The sequence below is a fragment of the Latilactobacillus sakei subsp. sakei DSM 20017 = JCM 1157 genome, from assembly GCF_002370355.1.
GTDB lineage: Bacteria > Bacillota > Bacilli > Lactobacillales > Lactobacillaceae > Latilactobacillus > Latilactobacillus sakei.
In genome coordinates, this window is sequence record NZ_AP017929.1 from 539,091 (window position 1) to 565,644 (window position 26,554).

General features: G+C 42.3%; 23 protein-coding genes and 1 pseudogene. 7 read left to right on the top strand and 17 right to left on the bottom strand.

Going from position 1 to position 26,554, the window contains the following annotated elements:
- Positions 1–5: 5 nt before the first annotated feature.
- The 4 genes and pseudogenes from LEUCM_RS02690 to rsmG form a co-directional block, all read right to left on the bottom strand.
- Positions 6–881, bottom strand: coding sequence for a ParB/RepB/Spo0J family partition protein (locus tag LEUCM_RS02690; RefSeq protein ID WP_025016425.1), 876 nt, complete (start codon positions 879–881; stop codon positions 6–8).
- A pseudogene (locus LEUCM_RS02695) lies at positions 871–1,637 on the bottom strand (ParA family protein). Before LEUCM_RS02695 ends, LEUCM_RS02690 begins: the two are co-directional and overlap by 11 nt.
- Before the next feature lie 11 nt (positions 1,638–1,648).
- Entirely contained in the window at positions 1,649–2,548 is a 900-nt protein-coding gene (gene noc, locus LEUCM_RS02700) for a nucleoid occlusion protein (RefSeq protein ID WP_096695388.1), read from the bottom strand.
- Positions 2,548–3,288, bottom strand: coding sequence for a 16S rRNA (guanine(527)-N(7))-methyltransferase RsmG (gene rsmG / locus LEUCM_RS02705; RefSeq protein ID WP_011373731.1), 741 nt, complete (start codon positions 3,286–3,288; stop codon positions 2,548–2,550). Before rsmG ends, noc begins: the two co-directional genes overlap by 1 nt.
- Before the next feature lie 368 nt (positions 3,289–3,656).
- Between rsmG and LEUCM_RS02710 the strand changes: the two genes are divergently transcribed.
- A complete protein-coding gene (locus tag LEUCM_RS02710) occupies positions 3,657–4,997 on the top strand; it encodes a nucleobase:cation symporter-2 family protein (RefSeq protein WP_011373730.1) in 1,341 nt (446 codons plus the stop codon).
- Between the two features lie 347 nt (positions 4,998–5,344).
- Here the strand turns inward: LEUCM_RS02710 and dnaB are convergent, their stop codons facing one another.
- The 12 genes from dnaB to dnaA all read right to left on the bottom strand — a co-directional run bounded on the left by dnaB (position 5,345) and on the right by dnaA (position 19,850).
- Positions 5,345–6,742: a replicative DNA helicase gene (gene dnaB, locus LEUCM_RS02715; protein ID WP_016264316.1), complete on the bottom strand. Its 1,398-nt coding sequence runs from the start codon at positions 6,740–6,742 to the stop codon at positions 5,345–5,347.
- A gap of 130 nt (positions 6,743–6,872) precedes the next feature.
- Positions 6,873–7,325 (bottom strand): 50S ribosomal protein L9, encoded by a 453-nt coding sequence (gene rplI / locus LEUCM_RS02720; RefSeq protein ID WP_011373728.1) that lies wholly within the window; start codon positions 7,323–7,325, stop codon positions 6,873–6,875.
- A gap of 20 nt (positions 7,326–7,345) precedes the next feature.
- Positions 7,346–9,379 carry a DHH family phosphoesterase gene (locus LEUCM_RS02725; protein WP_016264315.1) on the bottom strand — a complete coding sequence of 678 codons (2,034 nt, stop codon included), beginning with the start codon at positions 9,377–9,379 and terminating at the stop codon, positions 7,346–7,348.
- A gap of 217 nt (positions 9,380–9,596) precedes the next feature.
- Positions 9,597–9,836: a 30S ribosomal protein S18 gene (gene rpsR, locus LEUCM_RS02730; protein ID WP_004265822.1), complete on the bottom strand. Its 240-nt coding sequence runs from the start codon at positions 9,834–9,836 to the stop codon at positions 9,597–9,599.
- Between the two features lie 30 nt (positions 9,837–9,866).
- Positions 9,867–10,379 carry a single-stranded DNA-binding protein gene (ssb, locus tag LEUCM_RS02735; RefSeq protein WP_011373726.1) on the bottom strand — a complete coding sequence of 171 codons (513 nt, stop codon included), beginning with the start codon at positions 10,377–10,379 and terminating at the stop codon, positions 9,867–9,869.
- 38 nt (positions 10,380–10,417) lie between these two features.
- Positions 10,418–10,714 (bottom strand): 30S ribosomal protein S6, encoded by a 297-nt coding sequence (rpsF, locus tag LEUCM_RS02740; RefSeq protein ID WP_011373725.1) that lies wholly within the window; start codon positions 10,712–10,714, stop codon positions 10,418–10,420.
- A gap of 234 nt (positions 10,715–10,948) precedes the next feature.
- Positions 10,949–13,522, bottom strand: coding sequence for a DNA gyrase subunit A (gyrA, locus tag LEUCM_RS02745; RefSeq protein WP_016264314.1), 2,574 nt, complete (start codon positions 13,520–13,522; stop codon positions 10,949–10,951).
- A 47-nt stretch (positions 13,523–13,569) separates the two neighbouring features.
- Positions 13,570–15,546, bottom strand: coding sequence for a DNA topoisomerase (ATP-hydrolyzing) subunit B (gene gyrB / locus LEUCM_RS02750; protein WP_373879104.1), 1,977 nt, complete (start codon positions 15,544–15,546; stop codon positions 13,570–13,572).
- Between the two features lie 36 nt (positions 15,547–15,582).
- Positions 15,583–16,710, bottom strand: a complete 1,128-nt coding sequence (gene recF / locus LEUCM_RS02755; RefSeq protein ID WP_016264313.1) for a DNA replication/repair protein RecF — start codon at positions 16,708–16,710, stop codon at positions 15,583–15,585.
- A gap of 6 nt (positions 16,711–16,716) precedes the next feature.
- Positions 16,717–16,944: a S4 domain-containing protein YaaA gene (yaaA, locus tag LEUCM_RS02760; protein WP_016264312.1), complete on the bottom strand. Its 228-nt coding sequence runs from the start codon at positions 16,942–16,944 to the stop codon at positions 16,717–16,719.
- 242 nt (positions 16,945–17,186) lie between these two features.
- Positions 17,187–18,326: a DNA polymerase III subunit beta gene (gene dnaN / locus LEUCM_RS02765; RefSeq protein WP_016264311.1), complete on the bottom strand. Its 1,140-nt coding sequence runs from the start codon at positions 18,324–18,326 to the stop codon at positions 17,187–17,189.
- Between the two features lie 177 nt (positions 18,327–18,503).
- Positions 18,504–19,850, bottom strand: coding sequence for a chromosomal replication initiator protein DnaA (gene dnaA, locus LEUCM_RS02770; RefSeq protein WP_011373719.1), 1,347 nt, complete (start codon positions 19,848–19,850; stop codon positions 18,504–18,506).
- Positions 19,851–20,420: 570 nt separating this feature from the next.
- On the opposite strand from dnaA, the gene rpmH reads away from it, so the two are divergent.
- The 3 genes from rpmH to yidC all read left to right on the top strand — a co-directional run bounded on the left by rpmH (position 20,421) and on the right by yidC (position 21,837).
- The gene (gene rpmH / locus LEUCM_RS02775; RefSeq protein ID WP_004265830.1) at positions 20,421–20,561 is read left to right on the top strand and encodes a 50S ribosomal protein L34; all 141 of its coding nucleotides are present in this window, start codon (positions 20,421–20,423) and stop codon (positions 20,559–20,561) included.
- Between the two features lie 65 nt (positions 20,562–20,626).
- Positions 20,627–20,989: a ribonuclease P protein component gene (rnpA, locus tag LEUCM_RS02780; RefSeq protein ID WP_011375565.1), complete on the top strand. Its 363-nt coding sequence runs from the start codon at positions 20,627–20,629 to the stop codon at positions 20,987–20,989.
- A gap of 68 nt (positions 20,990–21,057) precedes the next feature.
- A complete protein-coding gene (gene yidC / locus LEUCM_RS02785) occupies positions 21,058–21,837 on the top strand; it encodes a membrane protein insertase YidC (protein WP_051524304.1) in 780 nt (259 codons plus the stop codon).
- Positions 21,838–21,891: 54 nt separating this feature from the next.
- Here the strand turns inward: yidC and LEUCM_RS02790 are convergent, their stop codons facing one another.
- On the bottom strand, positions 21,892–22,242 hold the full coding sequence (locus LEUCM_RS02790) for a hypothetical protein (protein WP_016264309.1): 351 nt from the start codon (positions 22,240–22,242) through the stop codon (positions 21,892–21,894).
- 156 nt (positions 22,243–22,398) lie between these two features.
- Between LEUCM_RS02790 and LEUCM_RS02795 the strand changes: the two genes are divergently transcribed.
- The 3 genes from LEUCM_RS02795 (at position 22,399) to mnmE (ending at position 26,553) form a co-directional block, all read left to right on the top strand.
- Positions 22,399–24,192 (top strand): M3 family oligoendopeptidase, encoded by a 1,794-nt coding sequence (locus tag LEUCM_RS02795; RefSeq protein WP_016264308.1) that lies wholly within the window; start codon positions 22,399–22,401, stop codon positions 24,190–24,192.
- Positions 24,193–24,283: 91 nt separating this feature from the next.
- Positions 24,284–25,006 (top strand): RNA-binding cell elongation regulator Jag/EloR, encoded by a 723-nt coding sequence (gene jag / locus LEUCM_RS02800; protein WP_016264307.1) that lies wholly within the window; start codon positions 24,284–24,286, stop codon positions 25,004–25,006.
- A 158-nt stretch (positions 25,007–25,164) separates the two neighbouring features.
- Positions 25,165–26,553, top strand: a complete 1,389-nt coding sequence (gene mnmE / locus LEUCM_RS02805; RefSeq protein ID WP_011375560.1) for a tRNA uridine-5-carboxymethylaminomethyl(34) synthesis GTPase MnmE — start codon at positions 25,165–25,167, stop codon at positions 26,551–26,553.
- The last annotated feature ends 1 nt before the right edge of the window (position 26,554 follow it).

Consider the following 26,554-nt stretch of genomic DNA (forward strand, 5'->3'; position numbering starts at 1 on the left):
TTAATCTAATCAATATTGACATCTAGTAAAGCCAAGATTCGGTTTAAATCCTCTACCGTGCCGTAATCAATTTCGATTTTCCCCCGGCCCTTACTGTTCATCGCAATATTAACCTTGGTATCGAATTTATCAACTAATTGGTTTTCACTAGCTTGAATGTAAGGTGATTTAATCTTAGTCTTAGCGACTTTAGCCGCTTTGGTTTGATTCATTTGGTTGACGAGTTGTTCTAATTGGCGCACCGTTAAACTTTCGGCAATCGTCCGCTTGGCGAGGGCGCTAATTTGACTCTTTTTCTTCAATGATAAAAGCGTCCGTGCTTGTCCCATTGAGAGTTGGCCTTCTTGCAACAATTGCTTAACATCTGCTGGCAAGCCCAACAGGCGTAAGTAATTGGCAATGTAAGGGCGACTCTTGCCTAAGCGTTCTGACAATTCAGCTTGCGTTAAGTTTAACTTCTTCAAAAGGGTGTCGTAGGCTTGCGCTTCTTCTAGCGGTGTTAAATCTTCCCGTTGAAGATTTTCCAAGACTGCAATTTCCATCATCGCTTCTTCATCGAATTGACGGGTAATCGCTGGAATCGTAGTTTTGCCAGCTAATTTAGAAGCACGGAAACGACGTTCGCCAGCGATTAATTCGTAACCATTAATGCTTTTACGCACAATAATCGGTTGGAAAACGCCTGATTTTTTAATGGAAGCAGCAAGTTCCGCTAGTGCCGCTTCATCAAACGTTTTACGTGGTTGATAAGGATTAGGACGAATATCCTCGAGGGCAATCTCTTCAACGAGTTCATCCGCACGATTCTTATTGGGTCCTTCAAATGCTGAAAAAACAGCTTCGAGTCCTCGACCGAGTCCTTTACCATTTTTATTGACCATTAGCTGCTAACACCTCCTTGGCTAATTCTTGATAAACTTCAGCCCCACGAGATTTAGGATCGTAATCAATGATTGAAACCCCATGACTGGGTGCTTCCGCTAATCGTGTGTTGCGTGGAATAATTGTATCGTAAACGCGATCGCCAAAGTACTTGCGCACTTCTTCAATCACTTGGGCCCCTAAGTTTGTCCGGGCATCGTACATCGTTAATAAGACCCCTTCAATTGCAAGGTTCGGATTAAAATGCTTCTGCACCAAACGGACCGTATTTAATAATTGACTCAAGCCTTCTAGCGCATAATATTCACTTTGGACTGGAATCAAAATTGAATTGCTAGCTGTAAAGGCGTTGATTGATAGTTGTCCTAATGAAGGTGGACAGTCAATCAAGAGTAATCGTAGTCGTTTAAAACGGCTTCTAAACCAAGTTTTAAACGCATTTCACGGGCCATTTGGGCCGTTAGTTCAATTTCTGCACCGGCTAATTGAATCGTTGCCGGCACAATATCAACGTGCTGATGATTTGTTTTCAAAATTGCTTCTTTAATTGGAATTTCATCGACTAAAACATCATAAATATCTTTTTCAACTTGTGATTTTTGAATCCCGATACCGCTCGTTGCGTTACCTTGTGCATCAGAATCAATGATTAACACTCGGTTACCCGCATCTGCTAAACAAACCGCTAAATTAATGGTCGTTGTTGTTTTACCAACACCGCCTTTTTGGTTTGCAATTGAAATAACATGCGCCATAATGTGCCTCCCTATTTCTTAGGAATTTCGATTGTGATCCGATAAACGTCTTTTTGATCGTCTTCGACTGCTGAAACTGGAATCCCACTTTGTTCAATCAATTCAATTGATTTTTTGATGGTATTAACGGCCACTTTCGTGTCAGCTGTCGTCATTTCTTTCTTAGGCGCCTTTTTCTTGCCAGCCTTTTTAGGTGTTTCTGTTGCTTCTTCAGTGGTTGCTGGTTCTTCTTCGATGTCCGCTACTTCTTCTTCAACGGCTGGTTCTGGGTTAATAATTGAAGCGACTAAGGCTTCTGTATCCTTAACCGTTAATTGTTCCGCTAGGATTTGGTGTAAGACCATTTGTTGGTTGAATTCATCTAATTTCAATAAACTCCGACCATGACGTTCTGAAATTTCATGATTCATGATGGCTTCTTGAACCGGTTGTGAGAGCTTCAATAGTCGTAATTTATTAGCGACAAATGATTGACTCTTACCCATTTTTTCAGCCAAACTTGCTTGTGTAAAGCCGTTTAACTTCATAAGGTTTTGGTAAGCATCTGCTTCTTCAACTGCCGTCAATTCTTCCCGTTGGAGGTTTTCAATCAAGGCCATTGAAGCTGTTTCATGATCATCCATCTTTTGAACGATTGCTGGTAGTTCAGCCCATTTCAAGGTTTGAATGGCTCTAAAACGCCGTTCACCAGCGATGATTTCAAACTTTTGATCTTCATATTCTCTTAAAACAATTGGTTGTAATAAACCATGTTGTTCGATGGTACTTGCCAATTCACCAATGTGATCGGCATTAAAAACCTTCCGTGGTTGGAAACGGTTCGGTATGATCGCAGCAACTGGTACCATTACCACCTGATTAACACTTGAACTTGTTTCTTCTTTTTTCTTACCAAAAAATGAAATTGCCATTATTTCTCCTCCTTAGCCATTAATGGTTTTTTAACCGGCACACCCGCGCGCCGTGGATATTTATCTGGTGTTGATTGAACCTTATCGATAATTACTAAATGTCTGGGATCGTTAGTTTCGGGTAAGTTAAACGCGATATCTTCTTTTAACTGACCACCTAACGTCTCAATTGCAAAAGCGGCTTCCGCTAATTCAGTGTCACTTTGACTCGCCTTTAAAGCAACGAATTGCCCACCCACTTTAACAGCGGGTAAACAGAATTCCGCTAAAACGTTCATTGGGGCGACCGCACGAGCTGTCACCATATCAAATTGTTCGCGATATGGGCGCTTGACTTGGCTGAACAGTTCAGCCCGATCATGCACGAGTGTCACATCAGTTAACCCTAATTCGGCCACTAATTCTTCTAGAAAGTGAATCCGTTTATTTAATGAATCAACAATCGTCACCTTTAATTGAGGGAACAAGATTTTCATCGGTAATGATGGGAACCCGGCACCGGCACCGATATCACAAATATTGAGGGGCATCGTTCTCAATGATTCCAAGTATAAGGTTGGTGCGACCGAATCAAAAAAGTGTTTTAAATAAACGGCTTCTTTTTCTGTAATCGCCGTTAAATTAACGTTTTGATTGGTAGCCACTAACCGTTCGAAATAAATCTCAAACTGGTCTAATTGTTTTTGTGAAACATCAATTTGATGTTCTTTCAATGTCGCGACAAATGTCTTTGGTGTCATTGCTTCTCCTCTTATTACTAGCTTAATTGTATGCTGAATCTGTGGAACATTTATTGTTTCACGTATACAATTTAGTTTAACGTAAGTAAGTCTAAAAAACAAGGGACGGCCATCAATCGATTCCGTTTCATGTGGAACAACTTTTTTCCGAATATTAGGAACATTTTACAGCGTTATTCGTTTTAACATTCAGTAAGTAAGCAGTTTTATCAGAATGTGGCGACTACCCTATCATTTAAAGGCGAACTATCGCTAGTTTATGCGATTATTATATTCGTTTTTTAGTCATATTCTAATTGAAGTCGCCCAAAGCGTGTGCTAAACTGGATATTAAATAAATTTTAACCTATAGATATGGAGGGACACCTGTGGCAGATTTCCAGTCCGACTCAGCACGTACTATTGAACCAGCTCCAAAGCTTTCTCATATTAAAGCGGCCATTTTAGGCCTGCAACATCTTCTAGCAATGTATTCTGGTGACGTCCTGATTCCATTATTAGTCGGCGCAGCACTTCACTTTAACGCCGCACAGATGACTTACCTTGTCTCTGTCGATATTTTCATGTGTGGGATCGCCACGTTACTCCAATTGAAACGAACACCTTTAACCGGGATTGCTTTACCCGTCGTCTTGGGCTGTGCGGTCGAATACGTCGGTCCACTAACCGCTATCGGGACTAACAGTCAATTAGGGATTGACGTCATGTACGGTAGTATTATCGGCGCTGGGGTCTTCATCCTCTTAATTTCTGGTGTGGTTGCCCGCTTACGCTGGTTATTCCCACCAATCGTTACTGGTTCATTAATTACTTTAATCGGCTTCACTTTAATTCCCGTTGCCTTCCAAAATCTTGGTGGTGGCGATATTACTGCTAAGTCATTTGGGAGCGTCCCAAACTTAATCGCTGGTTTTTCAACGATTGTTCTGATTTTAATTTTTAGCATTTGGGGCCGCGGCTTCATTCAACAAATTGCAATTTTAATCGGCATTATCGGTGGGACATTAGTCGGCGCTGCTGTCGGATTGGTTTCACTTGATCCAGTTGGCCAAGCTAGCTGGTTTAAACTACCAGAACTCTTCTACTTCGGTACACCACGGTTTGAATGGACGTCAATCGCATCTATGTCATTGGCAGCCTTAACCACGATGATTGAATCAATCGGTGTTTTCTTCGCACTTGGCGAAATCGTCGGTCGTAATATCACAAGTAATGACTTAAAACGCGGTTTCCGCGCTGAAGGATTAGCCGCAATCTTAGGTGGCTTGTTCAATACCTTCCCTTATTCAACCTTCTCTCAAAACGTTGGGATTGTGCAATTATCAGGCATCAAAACAAAGAAACCTGTTTACTATTCAGCTTTCTTCCTCATCTTCTTGGGTCTCTTACCTAAGATTGGTGCGGTTGCCACGATTATTCCAACCTCAGTTTTAGGGGGTGCAATGGTCGTCATGTTTGGGATTGTTGGGATTCAAGGGATTAAAATGCTCCACAAGGTTGATCTTGAAGACAACCGTAACCTCTTAGTCGCAACCCTTTCAATCGGTATGGGCCTTGGGATTGCCATTCACCCAACCCTACTACAAGCTTTACCAGCTAGTGTCCAAACCATTCTGGGTAACGGCTTAGTTGTCGGCAGTTTAACAGCGGTGATCTTAAACCTCCTTGTTAACTACCGCTCGTTAATTGAAGCAAAACATCAACAATAAGCACATAAAAAGCGTCAGACAAATTAATTTTTGTCTGACGCTTTTTTCGTTTAAACGTGTTTTACAAGTCATATCCTGAGGGTTACGACGCACTCTTGATCTAAACGTGCTTTTTCAGGCATATTGTTGCGGTTAACTACGTCCCGCAAACAATCGACTGCGTCGCTTATTCACGGTACTAGGTTAAGCCTTCACAATATAAACGCCTGAAACGCACTCTTGATTTAAACGCGCTTTTTGAAACTGACTTTTGCGCTTAGCGTCACTCGTCAAACAACTGCCTGCAGCAGTTATTCACCGGGCTGTGCTAATGCTCAAAGTCAAACCGTTTCAAACGCACTCTTAAATTAGTATTCACCTTGCGAATACGATATTGACGAGAACTTATTATAGGTTTTAACGAATAACAGCTTTACCGTGCCCCGTGCGCCGGCCCGGTTTTTTTCGATAATTACTTCGACCTCACCGACATCCGCATTTTCCGGATCTGGTGCTGGTTGGCTGCCACCATCCTCGCCGTCTTCACCTGGTTCATCACGATAATAATCATCACGATACAAGAAAGCCACGATATCGGCATCTTGTTCGATTGATCCTGATTCACGAATATCAGATAATACTGGTCGTTTATCCTGACGTTGTTCCACGCCACGAGAAAGTTGTGATAAGGCAATTACGGGAACCCGTAATTCCTTCGCTAACTTTTTCAATTGCCGAGAGATTGCTGAAACTTCTTGTTGCCGGTTTTCTTGACCGGAACCTTCAATCAATTGCAAGTAATCGACCACGATTAGGCCAATACCATCTTTTTCCTTCGCTAAACGCCGACATTTAGCCCGAATTTCAGCCATTTTCACGCCGGGTGTATCATCGATATAAATATTGGCTTTCGACAAACTGCCCATCGCAATAATCAGATTTTGCCATTCTGATTCTTCTAATTGACCGGTTCTTAAATGGTTGGCATCAATACTGCCTTCTGCACACAACATCCGGTTAACCAGTTGTTCGGCACCCATTTCCAAACTAAAAATAGCGACGTTTTCGTTAGTCATTTTGCCGATATTTTGTGCGATATTCAAGACAAAGGCGGTCTTCCCAACCCCAGGACGAGCCGCTAAGATGATCAATTCATCTTCATGCAACCCAGCCGTAATCTTATCGAGGTCTGGATAGCCCGTTGAAAGACCGGTAATACTTTCTTCTTCTTGATAGAGCTTATCGATATGTTCAATCGACGTGGTTAGGACGTCTGAAATTGACTTGAAGCCGGCTTTATTTTGCTGTTCAGAAACCGCCATGATTTCTTGTTCAGCCGTATCCAAAATATCCGTTACATCTTCGTCTTGCGCGTAACCCTTGGCGACAATATTTTGTGCCGTTTGAATTAAGCGTCTAAGCATCGCTTTTTCAGAGACAATCTTCGCGTAATAAACCACGTTGGCTGCGGTTGGCACTGCATCGGCTAATTCAGCCAAATAGCCAATCCCGCCGATATCTTCCAATTGATTGCGGGCATCAAGTTCACTCTTGATCGTCACCGCATCAATGCCTTCTCCCCGTTCATTTAGTTCAACCATCGTTTCGAAGATTAGGCGGTGCGCCTTACGATAGAAATCATCGGCAGTCACGTATTCCATCGCTTCAACTAATGCGTCGCTATTAATGAAAACAGCGCCTAAAACCGCCTGTTCCGCTTCATTATTCTGCGGTGGCGTATGTTCGATTAGTTCATTATTCACCATTTTATCTCCTTTTGGCTTGTTTGCGTTATTGCATCTAGTTTACTTAAATTTCTCTCCAGATACAACCTGTCACCATAATAAAAGACCGTGACTTTGATTGCAATCACGGTCTTTTGGATAATTAAAAAATTTATTCTGCGACGATGTGCACCCGGATTGTCGCTGTTACATCTGGGTGAATCCGGACGTCAACATTGCGATAACCAAGCGCTTTGATTGGTTCTGGTAAATCAATTTTACGTTTATCAACTTTGATTTTGTATTGTTGTTCTAAGGCTTGTGCGATTTGTTTGCTTGGAATTGAACCGAATAAACGACTGTCTTCGCCAGCTTTAGACTTCACTTCAACGATTGTTTTATCGTCTTCAATCTTCGTCTTTAAAACCTTAGCTTCTGCTAATTCAGCAGCGGCATTCTTAGCTTCAGCGTGTTGTTGGCCTTTTAAAGCACTGACAGCGGCCGTCGTCGCTGGTTTAGCCTTACCGTTTTTAATTAAGAAGTTTTGTGCGTAACCATCTGGCACGTCTTTCACTTGGCCCTTTTTACCTTTACCGCGTACGTCTTCTAAAAAAATAACTTTCATTACGTTTACCACCTTTTTAATTAATCGTTAGTTGCGTTTTCTTCCGCTTCTTCTGGATCAAATAATTCGGCCAGAACGGCTAATAACTTAGCTTTGGCTTCTGAAACCGTCGCATCCTTCAATTGGGTTGCCGCGTTGGATAAGTGACCACCGCCACCCAATTTTTCCATAATCACTTGAACATTGACGTCCCCTAAACTGCGTGCCGAGATGGCAATCATGCCGTCTGGGCGTTTCACAATAACAAAGGCCGCTTCAATGCCAGATAACGACAAGAGGGTATCAGCTGCTTGAGCTGCAATGACGGGATCATAACTGCGATTGTCTTCCCCCATACATAATGCCATATTGTCCTCAACCATTTCAATGGTTTCAATCAAATGATTCTTTTGAATATAATTATCGACGTTTTCTTTTAACAGATGTTGGACCATTGATGCGTCCGCTCCGACAGACCGCAAATAACTAGCGGCATCAAACGTCCGCGTCCCGGTCCGCATTGAAAACGACTGCGTATCAACCGTAATCCCGGCTAACATCGTGGTTGCTTCAAACTTGTTAATGTTGGCCACGTTTTGTGGTTGGTATTCAAACATTTCAGTCACTAACTCACACGTTGAAGAGGCGTAGGGTTCGATATAAACCAACATTGGGTTTTCTGGGAACTCTTCCCCCCGACGATGGTGATCAAGCACAATTGTCCGTTGCGCCAATTTCTCATACAATTTAGGCGCCATCGTAATCGATGGTTTGGAATGATCAACCATTACTAATAAACTGTTAGCCGTTGCCTTTTCCACTGCTTCTTCAGGGGAAAGGACTTCGACTGCAATTTCCGGATAACCCTTAACCTCTTCCAACAAACGTTGAATATCGGTATGAATATTGTTTTGATCAACCACGACATAACATTTCTTGCCGTTCATTTCAGCAATCCGCCGAATCCCAAAGGACGCACCGAGCGCATCCATATCAGGCCGAATATGCCCCATGACAAAGATTGAATCGACCTGCTTGAAAACTTCCTGCAAGGCTTGCGAAATCATGCGCGCACGCACTCGAGTCCGTTTTTCCATCGGGTTCGTTTTACCACCGTAGAACCGGGCTTGCCCATCGTTGGCCTTAACGACCACCTGATCACCACCACGGCCAAGTGCTAAATCTAAATTACTCTGAGAAGTCGTCGCTAAAACGGCTAAATCAGATTCCCCATAGGCAAAGCCAACACTCAAGGTTAACGGGAAGTTTTGTTTTGAAGTTTCTTCACGAATCTCATCGAGAATCTTAAACTTCTCTTTTTCAGCCGCGTGGAGCGACTTGGCGTAGGCGAGGACGAAGAAATGATCATCATCAACCCGTTTTAAGAACATTTGGAACTGATTAGCCCACCGAGAGAGCTCGTTAGTGACGTAGTTATTCAGATTAGAAATAGCTTGATCATCCATTGTTTGGGTGATTTCGTCATAATTATCTAAAAAGACTTGGCCGATTGCAACCTGTTCGTCTTCATAACGATCTTCAATCGCCGCATAACGCGTGATATCGAGAAGGTAAACCACCCCGATACTTTCTTGAATGATAATCTGGAATTGATTATCGCCCCAGTGAACGAGCTTAGTTTCGTTGGAATCTTCATTTTGGACGACTAATTCGGCCAATTCCGGATCGACTTCTTTAATCGTTTTTCCAAGGACTTCCTTATTCCCCAAGTATTGTTGTAAATAGGGATTGGTCCATTGAATTTCGCCTTTTTCATTGTAGAGCAAAATTCCGATTGGCATCTTGATTAAGGCCTCTTGTTCGCCCCGTTTAATCCGGTAGGACAAATCCGAAACATACTTGGCAGTATTTTCCGTGACCGTCTCAATCGCGTACAAGACGGTGATTAAGGTCCCAATTAAGAGCACGAACAAAATCAAAGCGATGAGCCAATTTAACATCGCTGCAAAGATCAGGCTGACGGCGGTCAACCCTAATAAGACTAGGGCCACCATCCGCAAGCGCGCATCATCTAAAAACTGCGGTAATTTTAATTGCTTAATTTTATTTTTCATGTAAACTCCTTAACTCTAAAGAAACAAGTATTTTAGGCAGCACATCTTGATTTGAACAACTTGGTTCTTTACTAAATCTTAAAGAATCATACTTTATTCTAGCACAAATACCAATTAAAAACCGCTCTCAGCCCGCAATTTAATCCCATGTTCGCCTCTTGGAAACTAAAAAAGTCACCAACCAAGTAAACTTGGTTGATGACTCTAAAATTAATTTTTAGTCTTCTGTAACGAATGGTAATAAGCCCATGATCCGTGCGCGTTTGATTGCAATTGTCAAACGACGTTGGTTCTTAGCACTTGTACCAGATACCCGACGAGGTAAAATCTTACCACGTTCTGAGATAAAACGTTTCAATAAATCAGTGTCTTTGTAGTCGATATATTCGATGTGGTTAGCAGCGATGAAATCAACCTTACGACGACGACGGTTGCCGCCTCTTCTTTGTTGAGCCATTGAAAGTTCCTCCTTCCAAAACAGTTTATTTTAGAAAGGTAAGTCATCATCCGAAATATCAATCGCTTGACCATTATTTGCAAATGGATCGGCTTGAGTGTTATTTGCGGCTGGTGCGTTACCCGTTTGTTGAGGGCTGGTAAATCCAGATTGTTGGCTACCATTGCTTTGATTACTATTAAAGTTCTGACTTGCGCCATCACCTTGCCGTTGCTCTGTTGTTGTCCGTGATTCTAACAATGAGAAATTATCGACAACCACTTCAGTCACGTAGACACGTTGACCTTGTTGATTTTCATAATTTCTAGTTTGTAGACGGCCATCAACCCCTACTAATGAGCCCTTTTTAGTAAAGTTAGCGAAATTTTCCGCTGATTTACGCCAAATGACACAATTAATAAAGTCTGCTTCACGATCGCCGTTAGCGTTCGTGAATTGACGGTTAACTGCCATTGAGAAAGTCCCAACTGCAGCACCACTAGAAGTGTAACGTAAGTCAACATCGCGTGTTAGCCGACCAACGAGTACAACTCGATTAATCATTCTGTCAGCTCCCCTCTATTCAATATTACAATTCAAAATTAGTCTTCGCGTTTAACGATCATATGACGTAAAATTGCGCCATCAATCTTAGCTAGACGATCAAATTCGTTTAAAGCTTCATCATTATCAGCTAAAACATTTACGATATGGTAAATGCCTTCGTGTTGATTGTTGATTTCATAAGCTAAACGACGTTTTGACCAGTCTTTTGAATCAACCACTTCAGCACCGTTGTCTTTTAAGATGCCGTCGAAACGGTTGACAAGGGCTGTTTTACTTTCTTCATCAAGTGTTGTTGAGATGATATAAGTAACTTCGTATTTTGATTGAGCCATGACTGTTCACCTCCTTATGGACTTTAGGTTCTTACCTGTGTAAGAACAAGGAGTAACTGACTAATATTACTATTAGCCTCACGATTTAGACCCTGTGCCTAAATCACAGATACTCACAAGATAAAAGTCTATCATAAATAGTACGTAAATACAAACTTAAAAAAATCGTTTTTGCTAACACGCTTGTTAATCCTTACAAGTGTAATTACGCAAAAACGATTTTTATTTTTTAAATTAGTCGTTATTTGGTTCGTTTTGATTCTCTTCAGCACGGGCTAATAAATCATCAACTTGTGCTAAGCCAGTGTCCGTTACGTTCTCAGTTGGCACTGTTGGTTCAGTCGTTGCAGTTTGTGTTTCAGGTTCATCTGGTTCAGCTTCGACTTTGGCCATTGTTGCCACCTTCGCTTCGTCATCCACACGGATCAAGCGCACACCAAGTGTTGCCCGACCGGTTTGTGACACGTTAGCCACCTTGAAACGAATCAAGACGCCAGTATCAGTAATCAAGAGAATATCTTCTTCACCAGTTACTGCTGCAATCCCGGCTAATGGGCCATTCTTTTCAGTGATATTGGCAGTCTTAATCCCTTTACCACCACGACCCTTGATTGGGTAATCGCTAACGGCTGTTCGTTTCCCGTAACCTTTTTCAGAAATCACTAAGATTTCTTGGCCCGGAATCAACAAGTCAGAACCAACAACGTAGTCGCCTTCGCGTAGACGAATCCCACGAACGCCGGCTGCTGTCCGCCCCATTGAACGAACGGCTGTTTCACTGAAGGAAACGGCGTAACCATTATGCGTCCCGATAAAGATGTTTTGTTGCCCATCAGTCATTAAGACGTTGCTCAACTCATCATCTTCATGCAAGGTCAATGCTTTCAGACCGTTGCTCCGGATATTGGCAAATTCGCCAACGGCTGTCCGTTTAACCGTCCCTAAGCGGGTAATGAAGAACAAGGCTTGTTCAGGCTTGACTTCCTTACCGATATTGACCACGGTTTGAACGCGTTCATCCGAATTAATCCCTAAGAGATTAATAATTGGAATCCCCTTGGCTGTTCGACCGTATTCTGGAATTTCATACCCTTTAGCACGGTAAACTTTCCCAGTATTCGTAAAGAAGAGGAGCACTTCATGCGTTGAAGTTGAGATTAAGTGTTCGATGAAATCATCATCGTGAACACCCATCCCTTGAATCCCACGGCCGCCACGATTTTGAACTTTAAATTCACTCGCTGGCAAGCGTTTGATGTAGCCGTTATGCGTCAAGGCAATCACTACATCTTCTTCTTCGATTAGGTCTTCATCTTCGATACTGAGGACTTCGCCGACCAATAATTCAGTCCGACGTTTGTCGCCAAATTTACTTTGAATTTCTAACAATTCATCATAAATGATTTTCTTAATCCGTTCTGGTTTGGCTAAGATATCTTTCAAATCAGTGATCAACGCCATCAAATTATTGTATTCATTTTCAACTTTGTCACGTTCCAAACCGGTTAAACGAACGAGTCGCATATCCAAAATAGCTTGGGCTTGTTTGTCAGATAAGTCATAACGTTCCATCAACAAGACTTTAGCGGTATCACCAGTCTTTGAACTCCGGATGATTTGAATAATAGCATCGATATGATCTAATGCAATTCGCAAACCGGCCAAGATATGGGCTCTTGCTTCGGCTTTCTTCAAATCAAATTCAGTCCGACGACGAATCACTTCTTCTTGATGCACTAAGTAGTGTTCAAGAATTGATTTTAAGCTTAAGACTTTTGGGGCACCGTTAACGATGGCCACCATGTTGAATGAGAATGAGGTTTGTAATGGTGTGAGTTTGTAGAGATTATTTAAAATCACTGAAGCACTCATATCACGACGAACATCAATCACGATCCGCATCCCGTCACGATCAGATTCATCGTTTAAATCAGTGATCCCTTCAAGACGCTTGTCCCGTGCTAATTCGGCAATTCTTTCGACCAATTTTGCTTTGTTGACCATGTAAGGAATTTCAGTCACGATAATCCGTTCGCGACCGTTTTTCTTAACTTCAACATCGACTTTGGCCCGTAACGTAATCGTTCCTTTACCGGATTCATACGCATGACGAATGCCAGATTTACCCATTACTAACCCACCAGTTGGGAAGTCAGGTCCTGGTAAAGCATCCATCAAGTCGGCGGTTGTTGCATCAGGATTATCCATCAAAATATGGATGGCACTGATCACTTCAGCCAAATTATGAGGTGGAATATTGGTCGTCATCCCGACCGCAATCCCAGTGGCCCCATTGACTAACAGGTTCGGGAAGCGCGCTGGTAAAACAGCAGGTTCGCGTTCTGATTCATCGTAGTTAGGCACATAATCGATTGTATTTTTGTTGATATCGCGTAACATTTCAACAGCCATTTTACTCATCCGAGCTTCGGTATAACGCATCGCAGCCGCGCCATCACCATCGACAGACCCAAAGTTCCCATGACCATCAACTAACATGTAACGATAACTAAATTCTTGCGCCATCCGCACCATTGCTTCATAAATCGCTGAATCACCATGTGGATGGTACTTCCCCATAACGTCCCCAACGATTCTGGCGGACTTCTTATAAGGTTTTTCAGGGGTAACCCCTAATTCACTCATCCCGTATAAAATACGGCGTTGTACGGGCTTTAAACCATCACGAACGTCTGGTAAAGCACGGGCAACAATGACACTCATTGCGTATTCAAGGAATGATTTACGCATTGTTTTAGATAAATTGACGTTTTCAATCCGACCATCTTGGCCATTTTCGTTTGCCATTAATCTATTAAACCCCTCTCAGTCAGTCTTCATTGATCAGTAGATTACTACGCATCAATACTCTTTGGATCCATGTATACGGCATTTTCTTCGATGAATAAGCGTCTTGGTTCAACACGATCACCCATTAACATTTCGAAAATTTGGTCCGCTTCTTCAGCATCTTCCACGTTAACGCGGAGCATCCGTCTGTTTTCAGGATCCATCGTTGTTTCCCATAATTGGCTGGCATCTATTTCACCTAACCCTTTGTAACGTTGTACTTCTGGTTTAGGACTTGGTTGTAGGGTGCCTAAGACATCTTGCAATTCTTCATCAGAATCGATATAGCGCATCATCTTACCTTGTTTAACCCGGTACAAAGGTGGTTGCGCGATATAGACGTAGCCAGCTTCAACGATTGGGCGCATGTAACGATAGAATAACGTCAATAATAACGTCCGGATATGGGCGCCATCGACATCGGCATCGGTCATGATAATCAATTTATGATAACGGGCCTTTTCGACATCAAATTCTTGTCCAAAGCCTGTTCCCATGGCCGTAAAGAGCGTCCGAATTTCTTCATTCGCTAAGATTTTTTCCATGCTAGCTTTTTCAACGTTCAAGATTTTCCCACGAATTGGCAAGATGGCTTGCGTTAAACGTGAACGACCTGATTTCGCTGAACCGCCGGCAGAATCCCCTTCGACGATGAATAATTCTGAGATTTCAGGATCTTTACTACTGTTATCAGCTAACTTACCAGGTAAATTAGAGATTTCAAGCCCATTTTTCTTCCGGGTAACTTCACGTGCGCGTTTAGCGGCTAAGCGTGCTCTAGCAGCCAATGAGCCTTTATCAACGATTTGACGAGCGATTGATGGGTTTTCCATCAAGAACTTCGTAAAGTGATCTGAGAACATCCGATCAGTAACTGAACGAGCATCCGCATTTCCTAACTTCGTCTTAGTTTGACCTTCGAATTGAGGATCTGGATGTTTAACTGAGACAACAGCCGTTAACCCTTCACGAACATCTTCCCCTGAAAGGTTCGCATCACTTGCTTTGAAAATATTTTGCTTTGTTGCGTAGTCGTTAATGACCCGCGTTAAAGCCGTCTTAAAGCCGGATTCATGCGTCCCACCTTCGTAGGTATGGATATTGTTGGCAAATGTTAACAAATTGGTCCGATAATCATTCGTATATTGAAGCGCCACTTCAACGGTAATCCCGTTTTGTTCGCCTTCAACATAGATTGGTTCATCAAGGAGTGTTTCCTTCTTTTCGTCTAAGAATTCAACGTAACTCTTAATCCCACCTTCATAGTGGAATTCAAGCTTTTCATGGGTATCAGCCCGTTTGTCGGTAAACGTTAGTTTTAAGCCCTTATTCAAGAATGCTAATTCGCGAATCCGAGTCGTTAAAATTTTATCGTCATAGATTGTCGTTTCCGTGAAAATATCAGGATCTGGCACGAAATGGACTTTAGTCCCATGTTCATGTTCGGGCGCGTCGCCGATCATTTTCATTGGTGTTTGAACTTTCCCACGTTTGAAATCGATGTAATAACGCTTGCCGCCTTGTGTAACAACGGCATCTAATTCGGTTGACAAGGCATTAACGACTGAGGCCCCAACACCATGCAATCCACCAGAAACTTTGTACCCGCCGCCGCCAAATTTACCACCGGCATGCAAAATCGTAAAGACGGTTTCTAGCGCTGATTTACCCGTTTTAGCTTGAATCCCAACTGGAATCCCCCGGCCATCATCGGTCACCGTAATACTATTATCAGGTTCAACGACAACGTTAATTTCAGTCGCAAACCCAGCGAGCGCTTCATCAATCCCGTTATCAATAATTTCCCAAACCAAATGATGTAACCCTTGAGAACTCGTTGTCCCAATGTACATCCCTGGTCGTTTACGAACCGCTTCGAGTCCTTCTAAGACTTGAATTTGGCTCGCATCATAAGATTTGGCCCGTTCTTCTTTTGCCTCAATTTGGGCTTCTGTTTCTTTGTTCAATTGATCATCTGCCAAGAAAAATACCTCCATTTGATCGTCTTATTATGCCAACTATTCTGCTTGTTCTTCTGTGACGACCCCGTTGGTGACTGTAAACACGCGCGGCGTCGCAATAATTTCTTTTTTAACATTCTCTAAACTGGTTGTTGTGAGGAATGTTTGGACTTTGTTTTGGAACGTCTTCAACAAATGTGTTTGGCGTAAATCGTCTAATTCCGACAACACATCGTCCAGTAATAAAATCGGGTATTCCCCGGTTTGGGCCTTCATCAAGTCAATTTCGGCCAATTTGACACTCAACGCGGTTGTCCGTTGTTGCCCTTGGGAACCAAAGGCCTGCACATCCTTATCGTTGACTAAAAATTGAACATCATCGCGGTGGGGACCAATCAACGTCGTGCCTTGTTCAACCTCACGGGTTTGTTGTTTCTCATACAAGGTTTGAAATTGTTGATAGAGTTCTTCGACACTTTGATCTAATTGTTCTTCTGGAATTTGACTTTGATATTTAAACGTCAAGACTTCCCGATCCTTCGTAATCTCCTGATGCAATTTTTGGGCCCATTTTTCCATTTGTTGGAGAAACTGGCGACGGGCGACGGTCACTTCCGCCCCGTAAGCCGCTAATTGATCCGATAAAACACCTAAATAAACAAGATCCTTGGCTTGGCGCCGTTGGAGTTGCTTAAGATATTGATTACGTTGTTTCAGAATTGATTTGTATTGCGAAATATTATAGAGATACTTGCTACTCATCTGCCCGAATTCCATATCAATGAAATGACGTCTCACAGCGGGCGAACCCTTAACGATGTTTAAATCCTCCGGCGCAAATAACACGACGTTTAGCTGACCAATATATTGTGATAACTTGGCCTGTTCTAAATGATTGACCTTCGCCTTTTTACCTTTTTGGCTTAAAACGAGCTCTAACGGGGTTTTCCCTGCAGAACGTTGGACCAAACCGGTAATTTTAGCGAAGTCTTCATGCCATTGAATTAATTCGCGATCGGTATTCGTGCGATGTGAGCGGGCCAAGGCTAAAACGTAGATTGCTTCTAGTAAGTTCGTTTTCCCCTGCGCATTTTCACCAATCAAGACGTTCGTATCTGGTGAAAAGTGCACATCAACTGACTCATAATTACGATAATGATTCAGTTGTAGTTCGCTTAGATACATAGCTGCCTACAATCTTTCTTGTTGTTTAACGATGAATTGGCCGTTATCTGGGACTTCAATGACATCCTCTGGATATAACTTCCGGCCACGTCGATCATCAGGTTCGCCATTGACTAAAACCGTATTTTCTCTTAGGAACCATTTGGCTTTGCCACCCGTTTCAATAATGCCGGCTTCTTTTAGGAGTTGTCCTAATGTGACGAATTCAGCCTCAAGTTTAATTTCTTGTGTCATATTAACCCACCATTCTTAACGATATTAATTACTGGAAAAATAACGATCCGTTATACCTAGTAATTATAGACTTTTTTAGCACTAAAAACAAATAAACATGGTTAAAATGCTTTCTCAGCGTTTTTGACAAAATTACCCCTCTCCTACTAGAAATATCTTAAATCGCTGTAACCGAATTTATTTTAATTCTAGTTCACAAAAAAACGCCTCTCATCGAGGCGTTTTTGAGTTGTTATTTAATTTTAGAATGTCCGGACTGGTGTGATCAATTGAATATAGTGTTCTTGATCTTCACTTGGAACCAACGTAAATGGTCGTAAAGCAGCCGTAAAGTTAATCACGATTGTTGTTTGGCCAAATGAACGCAAGGCATCCTTCATGTAGTCAGGGTTAAATGAAATTTCAAGGGATTCACCCGTGAGGTTTTCAAATTGAAGGGCTTCTTCAACATTCCCCACATCTGGTGAATTACCATAAATAATCGCTGTGTTAGCCTCTGTGTCGAGTGTTAAACGGACAACGTTATTCCGACTTTCATGGGATAACAATGACGCCCGTTCGATAGCGGCCAATAAGACTGGCGCGTTAAATTCGATTTGGGTACTTGATGAAGTTGGAATTAAACGTGCTGTATCAGGATAGTTACCTTCTAATAAGCGTGAATAAAAGGCTAAGTTGCCAGCTTTAAAGAGGACTTGGTTTTCAGCAATCCGAATTTCAACGTCTTCGGCATCATCCGCAAGCGTTCTTGAAAGTTCTACCAAACTCTTACCAGGAATGATGACGTCATAATTGGCATCACTTGGAAGCGCAACTGTTAATTTACGTTGTGCTAAACGATGGCTATCAGTCGCAACGGCTAACATTTCGCCATTGGCTAGGACCAAGTGGACCCCAGTTAAGATTGGGCGACTTTCTTGATTAGAAACAGCGATGACGGTTTGGTGAATGAGTTGTTTCAAAACATCAGTGCTGATGCTAAATGTATTTTGCCCTGCAATTTCAGGAAGGTGTGGATAACTATTAGCGTCTAACCCGTTGATTGTAAATTCTGATTTACCGGAGCGAATTGTTGTTTGGAAATTATTTCCAACTGCAATTCGCATCTGATCTTCTGGTAATTTTTTAACGATTTCACTAAAGAAACGTGCTGGTAACACAATTTCGCCAACTTCTTCGACGACTAATTGGTTTTTTTCATCTGAGGCTGACAATGTTGCTTCAATTGAGATATCCGCATCACTACCGGTTAGCGTCAAGCCTTCTTGCGATAGAACAAGTTTAAGCCCTGTTAGGATCGGAATCGTTGTTTTAGCTGAAATGGCCCGTTGCACATCATTGAGCGTTTTGATAAATAGGGCGCGGTTAATTGAAAATTTCATAGGTGCTACCTCCGAGGGTGAATATTATATATATATTAAAAGATTTTAAAGTAATAGTAGTAGGGCCTGTGGAACCTGTGGATAAGTATTGAAAGCCAAGAATCTCATAGTTTTCCACCTGTGGATAAAATGTGAGAAATCCTTAGGATAACTTTTACCTTTATCCACAACCCATTTTTAAGACTTCATTGTGTTCTTTAAATCCAAAATGGCATCTTTTAGGTTTTGATCGGTTGTCAAACTTTGACTAATCCGTTCATGAGCATGCATGACGGTCGTATGATCTTTACCGCCAAACTCTTGGCCAATTTTAGGTAATGAGCTGTCGGTCATTTCGCGAGCAAGGTACATTGCGATTTGGCGCGGCAACACAATCTCTTTGACCCGCTTGCGACCTTTAAGATCAGCAACGGTTAAGCTGTAATATTTAGCAACCACCGATTGAATCTTGGCAATCGAGAGCTGACTAGATTTACCGTTGAGTTTCAAGCCTTTGAGCGCGTCGGCCGCTAGACTGGTTGTAATCTCAGCGTTTTGCATCGTTGCATAGGCTTGGACCCGCACGAGTGCGCCTTCTAATTCCCGAACGTTGGAATCGATTTGCCCAGCAATATAACTGAGCGTATCTTCTGGAATTTCCAGATGTTCCGCATCGGCTTTATTTCTTAAAATCGCAATTCGCGTCTCAAGATCAGGTGGCGTGATATCGACTGGTAACCCCCATTTAAACCGAGAAACCAAGCGTTCTTGCAGCTTGGGAATCTCATTTGGGAGGCGATCAGAGGTCAACACAATTTGTTTCTTATCATTATAGAGATCATTAAATGTATGGAAGAATTCTTCTTGCGTTCCTTCTTTATCAGCGAAAAATTGAATATCATCCACTAATAAAAGGTCGACGTTCCGGTATTCTTGTCTAAATTTCTCTTGATTCTTCGTTTGAATCGAATTGATAAAATCGTTGGCAAAAGCCTCACTCGTCACGTACTTAACGTTCGTTTCGGGTTTTGATTCGAGTAATTGGTGACCAATTGCTTGCATCAAATGGGTTTTACCTAAACCAACACCACCATATAAGAAGAGGGGATTGTATAAGACACCGGGTTCTTCGGAAACCACCAACGCCGCAGCGTGGGCCATTTGATTGCCTTTCCCAGTGACAAACGTATCAAATGTATATTTACTATTTAAATGCGTTTCACGTAAAAAGGTTGGTGTTTCAGCCTTCGTTAAAACGTGTTCTTCTTCTGGTTCAAGCGGTGTTAAGTTGTCAGATTCACCAGGTAACACAAAAATAGGGGTCAGCTCGATTTCCGCAAACTCATAGGCCCCTTCAACGACTTTAGTCGCCAAGTTATTTTCCCAGTATTCTTTGTGCAAGACAGAAGGCACTTCAATTAGTAGTTCGTTAGCTCTAAAAGCAAGCGGCTTAGCGGTTTTAATCCAAGCGTTAAAGCCAACCGTGGTTAGATCGGTTTGGAATTTTTCTTGCAGATAATTCCAAAGTTCCTGAAGATCAGGCATGTAGCGTGTCCTCCTCACATAAAATCACCACTTTATTGAAAAATACTCAATAAAGAAAGACTAAATACATTCTAGCATTCTAAAAAAAGTTTTCCACAACAAGAACAAAATCCACAGGATAAAAATAAAAAGTTATGCACTCATCCACAACGAGGCGGATAACTTTTATTCTGGGGTGTGGACAACTGAGAAATACACAGCAATTTTAGAGTTATCCACAAAAACGAATTGAAAATAGACGCTTTCATAGTGCGGGTTCTTCAGACTTATTCACAACGTTAAAAACAGGTGTGGATAACTAATAAACACCCTGTGATTCTCTGGATAACTCTGGTAGGTTTGCTGGGGATAAAAATTATGTTAAAATCGACTATTCAGGTTATCCACAAGAAAAACAAAATTTTTCAGATCTGTGGACAACCAAATTTAACGAATTTTTTTACAGAAAGTGTTTTAACTTCTATAGAAATATGCTATTATATTTTAGTGAATGTCATAGGTGGTTATTGCCGCCAGTTGTTTCTCAGATAAGAAAACAATAGACATAGTCAATTAGGAGGTGCCAGATTAATGACTACAAAGAGAACATTTCAACCAAAGAAACGCCATAAAGAACGTGTTCATGGTTTCATGAAACGTATGAATACTAAGAACGGTCGCAAGGTACTTGCAAGACGCCGTGCTAAGGGCAGAAAAGTATTATCTGCATAGGCCACTGATGCTTCAGTGGTTTTTTTATTATCCTCAATTTATTAATAGAAATGCCGGAGTGAATTATGAGAAAGTCGTACCGTGTTAAAAAAGAACAAGATTTCCAAACGGTTTTTGATGCAAGTCAATCAGTGGCCAACCGCAATTTTGTGGTTTACCGCTTAGATAAACCTGGTCAAAAACATTTTAGAGTCGGTCTTTCTGTCGGTAAAAAAGTGGGTAACGCAGTGATGCGTAATCAGGTGAAACGTTATATTCGCCAAAGTATTACGGAGTTGAAACCAGATTTGTTGCAACCCGTTGACTTTTTGGTGATCGCAAGACGTGGCGCTAACCAATTAACGATGGCAGAAACAAAACAAAATTTAATCCATGTCTTCAAGCTAGCTAAGTTATTAAAGGAAGAAGCAGATTCTGCTTCTGAATAAGTGAGGGATTGAGAGTGAATTCAAAAAATCGCAAACGACTATTATTAGTCGCTAGTTTATTCTTATTTATGCTAATTGCTGCTGGGTGTAGTACTGCACCTGTTAGCAGTGCTAGCACTGGTTTCTGGGATCACTATATTATTTATAACTTCTCACGATTCCTGTTGTGGTTAGCTGATATCTTTGGTGGTAGTTATGGTTGGGCCATCGTTGCCTTTACTATTATTATCCGGTTGATTATTTTGCCATTAACTTGGTGGCAAAGTAAGACAATGATGAAGCAACAAGAAGTGGCACCTGAAATTCAAGCCCTTCAAAAGAAATACGCTTCTAAAGATGTTGAAACACAACAAAAATTACGTGAAGAAACACAGAAACTTTACGCTGAAGCAGGGGTCAATCCTGTGATTGGTTGTTTACCATTATTGGTCCAAATGCCAGTCTTGATTGCCTTGTATCAAGCCATCTACCGGACATCTGCTTTGAAGAGTGGGTCATTCTTATGGATGCAACTTGGTAAAGCTGATCCGTACTTTATTATGGCGATTTTGGCGGCCGTCTTTACGTTTGCCACATCATATTTAACGATGATGTCACAACCAACGAAGAATGCCACAACGACCGCAATGCTCTGGGTAATGCCAATCATGATTTTCGTGATGGCGATGAACATTGCGTCAGCCGTTTCAATTTACTGGGTGGTCACAAATGCCTTTTCTGTTGGTCAAACAATGGTGATTCAAAACCCATTCAAGATCCGTCGGGAACGTGAAGCTAAAGAACGAGCTAAACGTGATCGGGAAAAAGCACTTGCTAAAGCACGTAAGAAAGCAACGAAAAAACGTTAATTTTAAAATTAAAAGACCGACCAGCATTTTATGCTGGTCGGTCTTTTTTGTGTTTTAATAATCCAACTGCTTCAAGCGGAATAAGAAGTGCTGGTCGTCAATTGGTTTTAGACGATAGAGCGTGACCACTTTGCGCGTTAATTTCGCGTCGATTGGGGTTGCGTCATCAAAGAGATGAAAGTGATCGAAAAACGCCGTGTTAGCTTGTTCGATAAGGGTTAAAAGACCGGCACCACCTAGATCGCTGCCGAGGTGGGCTTCATCTGATAGTTGGCTAGCCATGAGATGTTGACCGTACTGGATCAATTCTGGTCCGGTCGCCATGATTTCGTCAGGGACTTCACGCCTATTTAATAATGCGGCTAAATCTGCCAATGTGTTGGCTGGTATTTGTTCAATGGTCATGTTCAGCATCGCCTTTCTAGCAGTTATGTATCTGCTTACATCGCTAATATAACAGATTTAAATTAAATGTCTAGTAGGCGGCCGCTTAAAATCGTCGCACTGGTCGTTAAAATTCGTTATAATAGGCGCAATAGTTGAAAAGCGGAGGGCAAGGATATGACTTACTCAGAACAATGGGATTTAGAAACCATTTTTAAAGGGGGCTTAGCCTCACCAGCCTTAGAAAATCGACTCCAAGCATTGGGGCAACAGATTCCGGTTGTTTTAAAAATGACAAGTGACTGGCAATTTGTGTTTGATGAACCGGCCTTTGAACAAATGCAGGCCATCACGACGCAATTACAACAAATTGAATCCGGGTTGAAGCAAACAGGCAGTTTCGTCAACATGATTCAATCGGTTGACGAACGCAACCAACAAGTGGCGCCCATGATGGACCGGATTAATCAATTGCAAAATACCGCCCGTCAAATTGATGTTTTATTGACGAAAAAATTGGTGGCTTTAACGACTGAACAATTCGAAACATTAGTCAGCCAACCAGCCTTTGCGCCGATTCAGTTCAACCTACGGGAAAAACGCCAACAAGGGGCGGACTTATTAGATGAACAAACCGAAAAATTATTGGACCAATTGGCACTCGATGGGTTGCAAGGATGGAGTGATCACTACGATACGATCGTTGCGGAAACCCAGATTCCTTATTTAGATCAAACCTTATCAGCTGGGCAGGCTCAAAATAAGTTTGAATCAGATCCAGATTCTAAAGTCCGCGAAGTGGTTTTTAAAAATTGGCAACAAACCTGGGATCGTTTCTCACCAATGTTGGCGGATACCTTGAATCACTTAGCTGGTTTTAGATTAACGACTTACCAAGCTCATGGGACCACCGACTTTATGAAAAAACCGCTAGAATATAACCGGATGAAACCAGCTACACTGGATGCGATGTGGTCGGTAGTCAGCCAAAATAAAGCACCACTGGTTGCTTTTTTGAACCGGAAGGCCGCTTTAATGGGTAAAAAGCAGTTAGCTTGGCAAGATACTTGGGCACCGGTCGTGGTTGATGATTTCCAGATGACTAAAAAATCGTATGACGAAGCTGCTGAATTTATCATTGCGCATTTCCGAGATTTCAGTCCGAAAATGGCAGCCGTCGCACAAACGGCATTTGAAAAGCGGTGGATTGAAGCGGAAGATCGGCCGGGTAAACAACCGGGTGGCTACATGACCGATTTACCCGAGACGAATGATTTTAGAATTTTCATGACCTATGATGGCACACCCGGCGGCGTCTCAACTTTGGCGCATGAATTAGGGCACGGCTTCCATACAATGATGATTAATCAATTACCTGGCTGGCGCCAAGATTACGCGATGAACGTCGCCGAAACAGCTTCGACGTTGGCGGAATTAATCGTGGTCGATGCAACGGTCAATGAAGCACAAGATCGCGCAACGAAGATTAACTTACTCGATCAAAAAATAACAAACGCCATCGATATGTTTATGAATATTCATGCGCGCTATTTATTTGAACATCGCTTCTATGAAATGCGGCAACAAGGGCTACTAACGCCTGACGATTTGAAAGGCATCATGTTGAGCGCCCAAAAAGAAGCCTATGCGGACGCACTAACAGATTATGACCCATTATTCTGGGCAGACAAACAACATTTCTTCTTCGATGATGTGCCATTTTATAACTTCCCGTATACATTTGGATATCTCTTTTCAATGGGGATTTACGCCAAAGCGCAAAGTGTGCCGCACTTTGAAGCGGATTATATCGCACTCTTGCAAGACACGGCCAATATGAGTACTGAAGAATTGGCGCAAAAACACTTAGGCGTTGATTTGACGCAACCGGCCTTTTGGCAAGCGGCGGCGGATTCGATTGCCAAAGATGTGGCGCTCTTTTTAGAACTAACCGCTACCGATTTAGATTAAGTGTCGCTTAAAAAGCGGGCATGTTATACTGATATTAGATAAAAATAAGCGTCCAGTGACAAACTGACGCTTAATGAGCGGAGGTTTAAAAATGCCAACTTTTGAAGGTAAGGATATTCAAGCCGCAATTGATGCGGGGTTAGCAGCGTTAAAATTAACGCGTGATAAGGTCACAGTTGATGTCCTTGAAGAAGGTAAGAAGGGTTTTTTAGGGTTTGGTAAGCAACCAGCAATCGTTACGTTAAATCCGATAACGGTCGCTGAACCAACCCCAGTTGAACCGGAACAACCAAGCGTTGAAGACGTGGCAACTGAACCAGCAGATCAGCCAGAAAAGGCCCCAATGCGTCAGAGTCGTGAGGCGACGATCGAAGCTTTAAAGCAATACATTACCGACATAACAGCGCAGATTGGCACGCCGGTCACGATGACCGTTACAAAAGAACACAAGCAAGTCATCTTCCATTTAAAGACGACTAAGGAAGGTTTGCTGATTGGCAAACACGGGAAGACGATCAATGCGCTCCAATATTTAGCGCAAACGTATTACGATCATCACACCAAAGGAAAACAGTTGATGATGCTGGATGTTGGCGATTATCGGCAAAGAAGAGCGACAATTGTTAAACATTTAGCGGATAAGGCGGCCAGAGAAGTGGTCGCAACTGGTAAGGCGGTCACTTTAGAGCCAATGCCAGCGTTTGAACGGAAGATTGTTCATGGCTATTTAACGAACAACCGTCACGTCCAAACTCACTCAGAAGGGCGCGGCGATCGCCGGGTAATTGTGGTTGAATCAGCCCGTTCTTTTTAAGACTTGTCAATTGACGGTCGATAGAAATCGTGTATAATGAAACTAATTAAATATCGATAAAGTAGTGAAAGTGCTTTGTCCACCCCTTACGCAATGACGGGAGGGGTGGACGCTAAGCGCTTTTTTTATGCAGCTATTTTAGGAAGGAAGCTTTTATAATGCCAACGACAGTCACAGAATTTGATACGATTACGGCGATCTCAACACCACCTGGTGAGGGGGCAATTTCAATTGTGCGTCTTTCAGGAGATGACAGTTTAGCCATCATTAAACGGGTTTATCGCGGCAAGGATCTCGATAAAGTGGCAAGCCATACGATTAATTATGGCCATATTATTGACCCTAAAACGGATGCGGTGGTCGACGAAGTCATGGTTTCTGTCATGCGTGCGCCTAAAACATTTACGCGCGAAGATGTGATTGAAATTAATTGTCATGGTGGGATTGTGGCGACTAACCGAATCTTGCAACTATTGATGAGTTACGGTGCACGAATGGCCGAACCAGGTGAATTCACGAAGCGGGCCTTTTTAAACGGGCGGATTGATTTAACCCAAGCTGAATCTGTGATGGATCTTATCCGGGCTAAAACTGACAGGGCAATGCAAGTTGCTGTTGATCAATTGGATGGGAGCTTAACGCATCTCATTAAGAATTTACGCCAAGAAATCTTAGAAGTATTGGCGCAAGTCGAAGTTAACATTGACTATCCCGAATACGATACCGATGAAATGACGACCCGAATTTTACTTGAAAAAGCTGAACTTGTTAAAGGGCGGATTGGTGAATTACTCCAAACAGCGCAACAAGGTAAAGTCTTGCGTGAAGGGTTGGCAACGGCCATCGTTGGGCGACCAAACGTTGGTAAATCAAGTTTGTTAAACCATCTTTTACATGAAGATAAAGCTATTGTGACGGATGTTGCTGGAACGACCCGTGATGTTTTGGAAGAATACGTCAACGTCCGCGGTGTACCATTGAAGCTGGTTGATACGGCGGGGATTCATGATACCGAAGATAAGGTTGAAAAGATTGGGGTCGAAAGAAGTCGCGCAGCAATTACCAAAGCCGACTTGATTTTATTGGTCCTAAACCAAAGCGAACCTTTAACGATTGAAGATCGCGAACTAATCACAGCGACAACTGATAAAAAACGGATCATTATTTTAAATAAGACTGACTTACCTAATCAATTGGACTTAGATGAACTCCAAACATTAGTACGTGCAGATGAAGTGATTCAAACGTCAATTTTAACGAGTGAAGGGGTGACTGATTTGGAAGCCCAAATCGCCAAACTCTTCTTCGGTGGGATTGAAAATAGCCAAAGTACGGTGATGATTACCAACGCCCGTCAAATTGGCTTATTAAACCAAGCACAACAATCATTAGATGAAGTTATTAGCGGGATTGCAGCTGGCATGCCAGTTGACCTCGTGCAAATCGATATGACCAACTGTTGGGACAAGCTCGGTGAGATTACCGGGGATTCAGCGCCAGATGAATTGATTACGGAACTCTTTAGCCAATTCTGTTTAGGTAAATAGG

What these genes read in the sequence shown, in the direction of transcription:
- LEUCM_RS02690 (WP_025016425.1), bottom strand. Translation starts at nt 881, where the DNA reads ATGGTCAATAAAAATGGTAAAGGACTCGGTCGAGGACTCGAAGCTGTT.
- noc (WP_096695388.1), bottom strand. Translation starts at nt 2,548, where the DNA reads ATGGCAATTTCATTTTTTGGTAAGAAAAAAGAAGAAACAAGTTCAAGT.
- rsmG (WP_011373731.1), bottom strand. Translation starts at nt 3,288, where the DNA reads ATGACACCAAAGACATTTGTCGCGACATTGAAAGAACATCAAATTGAT.
- dnaB (WP_016264316.1), bottom strand. Translation starts at nt 6,742, where the DNA reads ATGGTGAATAATGAACTAATCGAACATACGCCACCGCAGAATAATGAA.
- rplI (WP_011373728.1), bottom strand. Translation starts at nt 7,325, where the DNA reads ATGAAAGTTATTTTTTTAGAAGACGTACGCGGTAAAGGTAAAAAGGGC.
- LEUCM_RS02725 (WP_016264315.1), bottom strand. Translation starts at nt 9,379, where the DNA reads ATGAAAAATAAAATTAAGCAATTAAAATTACCGCAGTTTTTAGATGAT.
- rpsR (WP_004265822.1), bottom strand. Translation starts at nt 9,836, where the DNA reads ATGGCTCAACAAAGAAGAGGCGGCAACCGTCGTCGTCGTAAGGTTGAT.
- ssb (WP_011373726.1), bottom strand. Translation starts at nt 10,379, where the DNA reads ATGATTAATCGAGTTGTACTCGTTGGTCGGCTAACACGCGATGTTGAC.
- rpsF (WP_011373725.1), bottom strand. Translation starts at nt 10,714, where the DNA reads ATGGCTCAATCAAAATACGAAGTTACTTATATCATCTCAACAACACTT.
- gyrA (WP_016264314.1), bottom strand. Translation starts at nt 13,522, where the DNA reads ATGGCAAACGAAAATGGCCAAGATGGTCGGATTGAAAACGTCAATTTA.
- recF (WP_016264313.1), bottom strand. Translation starts at nt 16,710, where the DNA reads ATGTATCTAAGCGAACTACAACTGAATCATTATCGTAATTATGAGTCA.
- yaaA (WP_016264312.1), bottom strand. Translation starts at nt 16,944, where the DNA reads ATGACACAAGAAATTAAACTTGAGGCTGAATTCGTCACATTAGGACAA.
- dnaN (WP_016264311.1), bottom strand. Translation starts at nt 18,326, where the DNA reads ATGAAATTTTCAATTAACCGCGCCCTATTTATCAAAACGCTCAATGAT.
- dnaA (WP_011373719.1), bottom strand. Translation starts at nt 19,850, where the DNA reads ATGCCTGATCTTCAGGAACTTTGGAATTATCTGCAAGAAAAATTCCAA.
- rpmH (WP_004265830.1), top strand. Translation starts at nt 20,421, where the DNA reads ATGACTACAAAGAGAACATTTCAACCAAAGAAACGCCATAAAGAACGT.
- rnpA (WP_011375565.1), top strand. Translation starts at nt 20,627, where the DNA reads ATGAGAAAGTCGTACCGTGTTAAAAAAGAACAAGATTTCCAAACGGTT.
- yidC (WP_051524304.1), top strand. Translation starts at nt 21,058, where the DNA reads ATGCTAATTGCTGCTGGGTGTAGTACTGCACCTGTTAGCAGTGCTAGC.
- LEUCM_RS02790 (WP_016264309.1), bottom strand. Translation starts at nt 22,242, where the DNA reads ATGACCATTGAACAAATACCAGCCAACACATTGGCAGATTTAGCCGCA.
- LEUCM_RS02795 (WP_016264308.1), top strand. Translation starts at nt 22,399, where the DNA reads ATGACTTACTCAGAACAATGGGATTTAGAAACCATTTTTAAAGGGGGC.
- jag (WP_016264307.1), top strand. Translation starts at nt 24,284, where the DNA reads ATGCCAACTTTTGAAGGTAAGGATATTCAAGCCGCAATTGATGCGGGG.
- mnmE (WP_011375560.1), top strand. Translation starts at nt 25,165, where the DNA reads ATGCCAACGACAGTCACAGAATTTGATACGATTACGGCGATCTCAACA.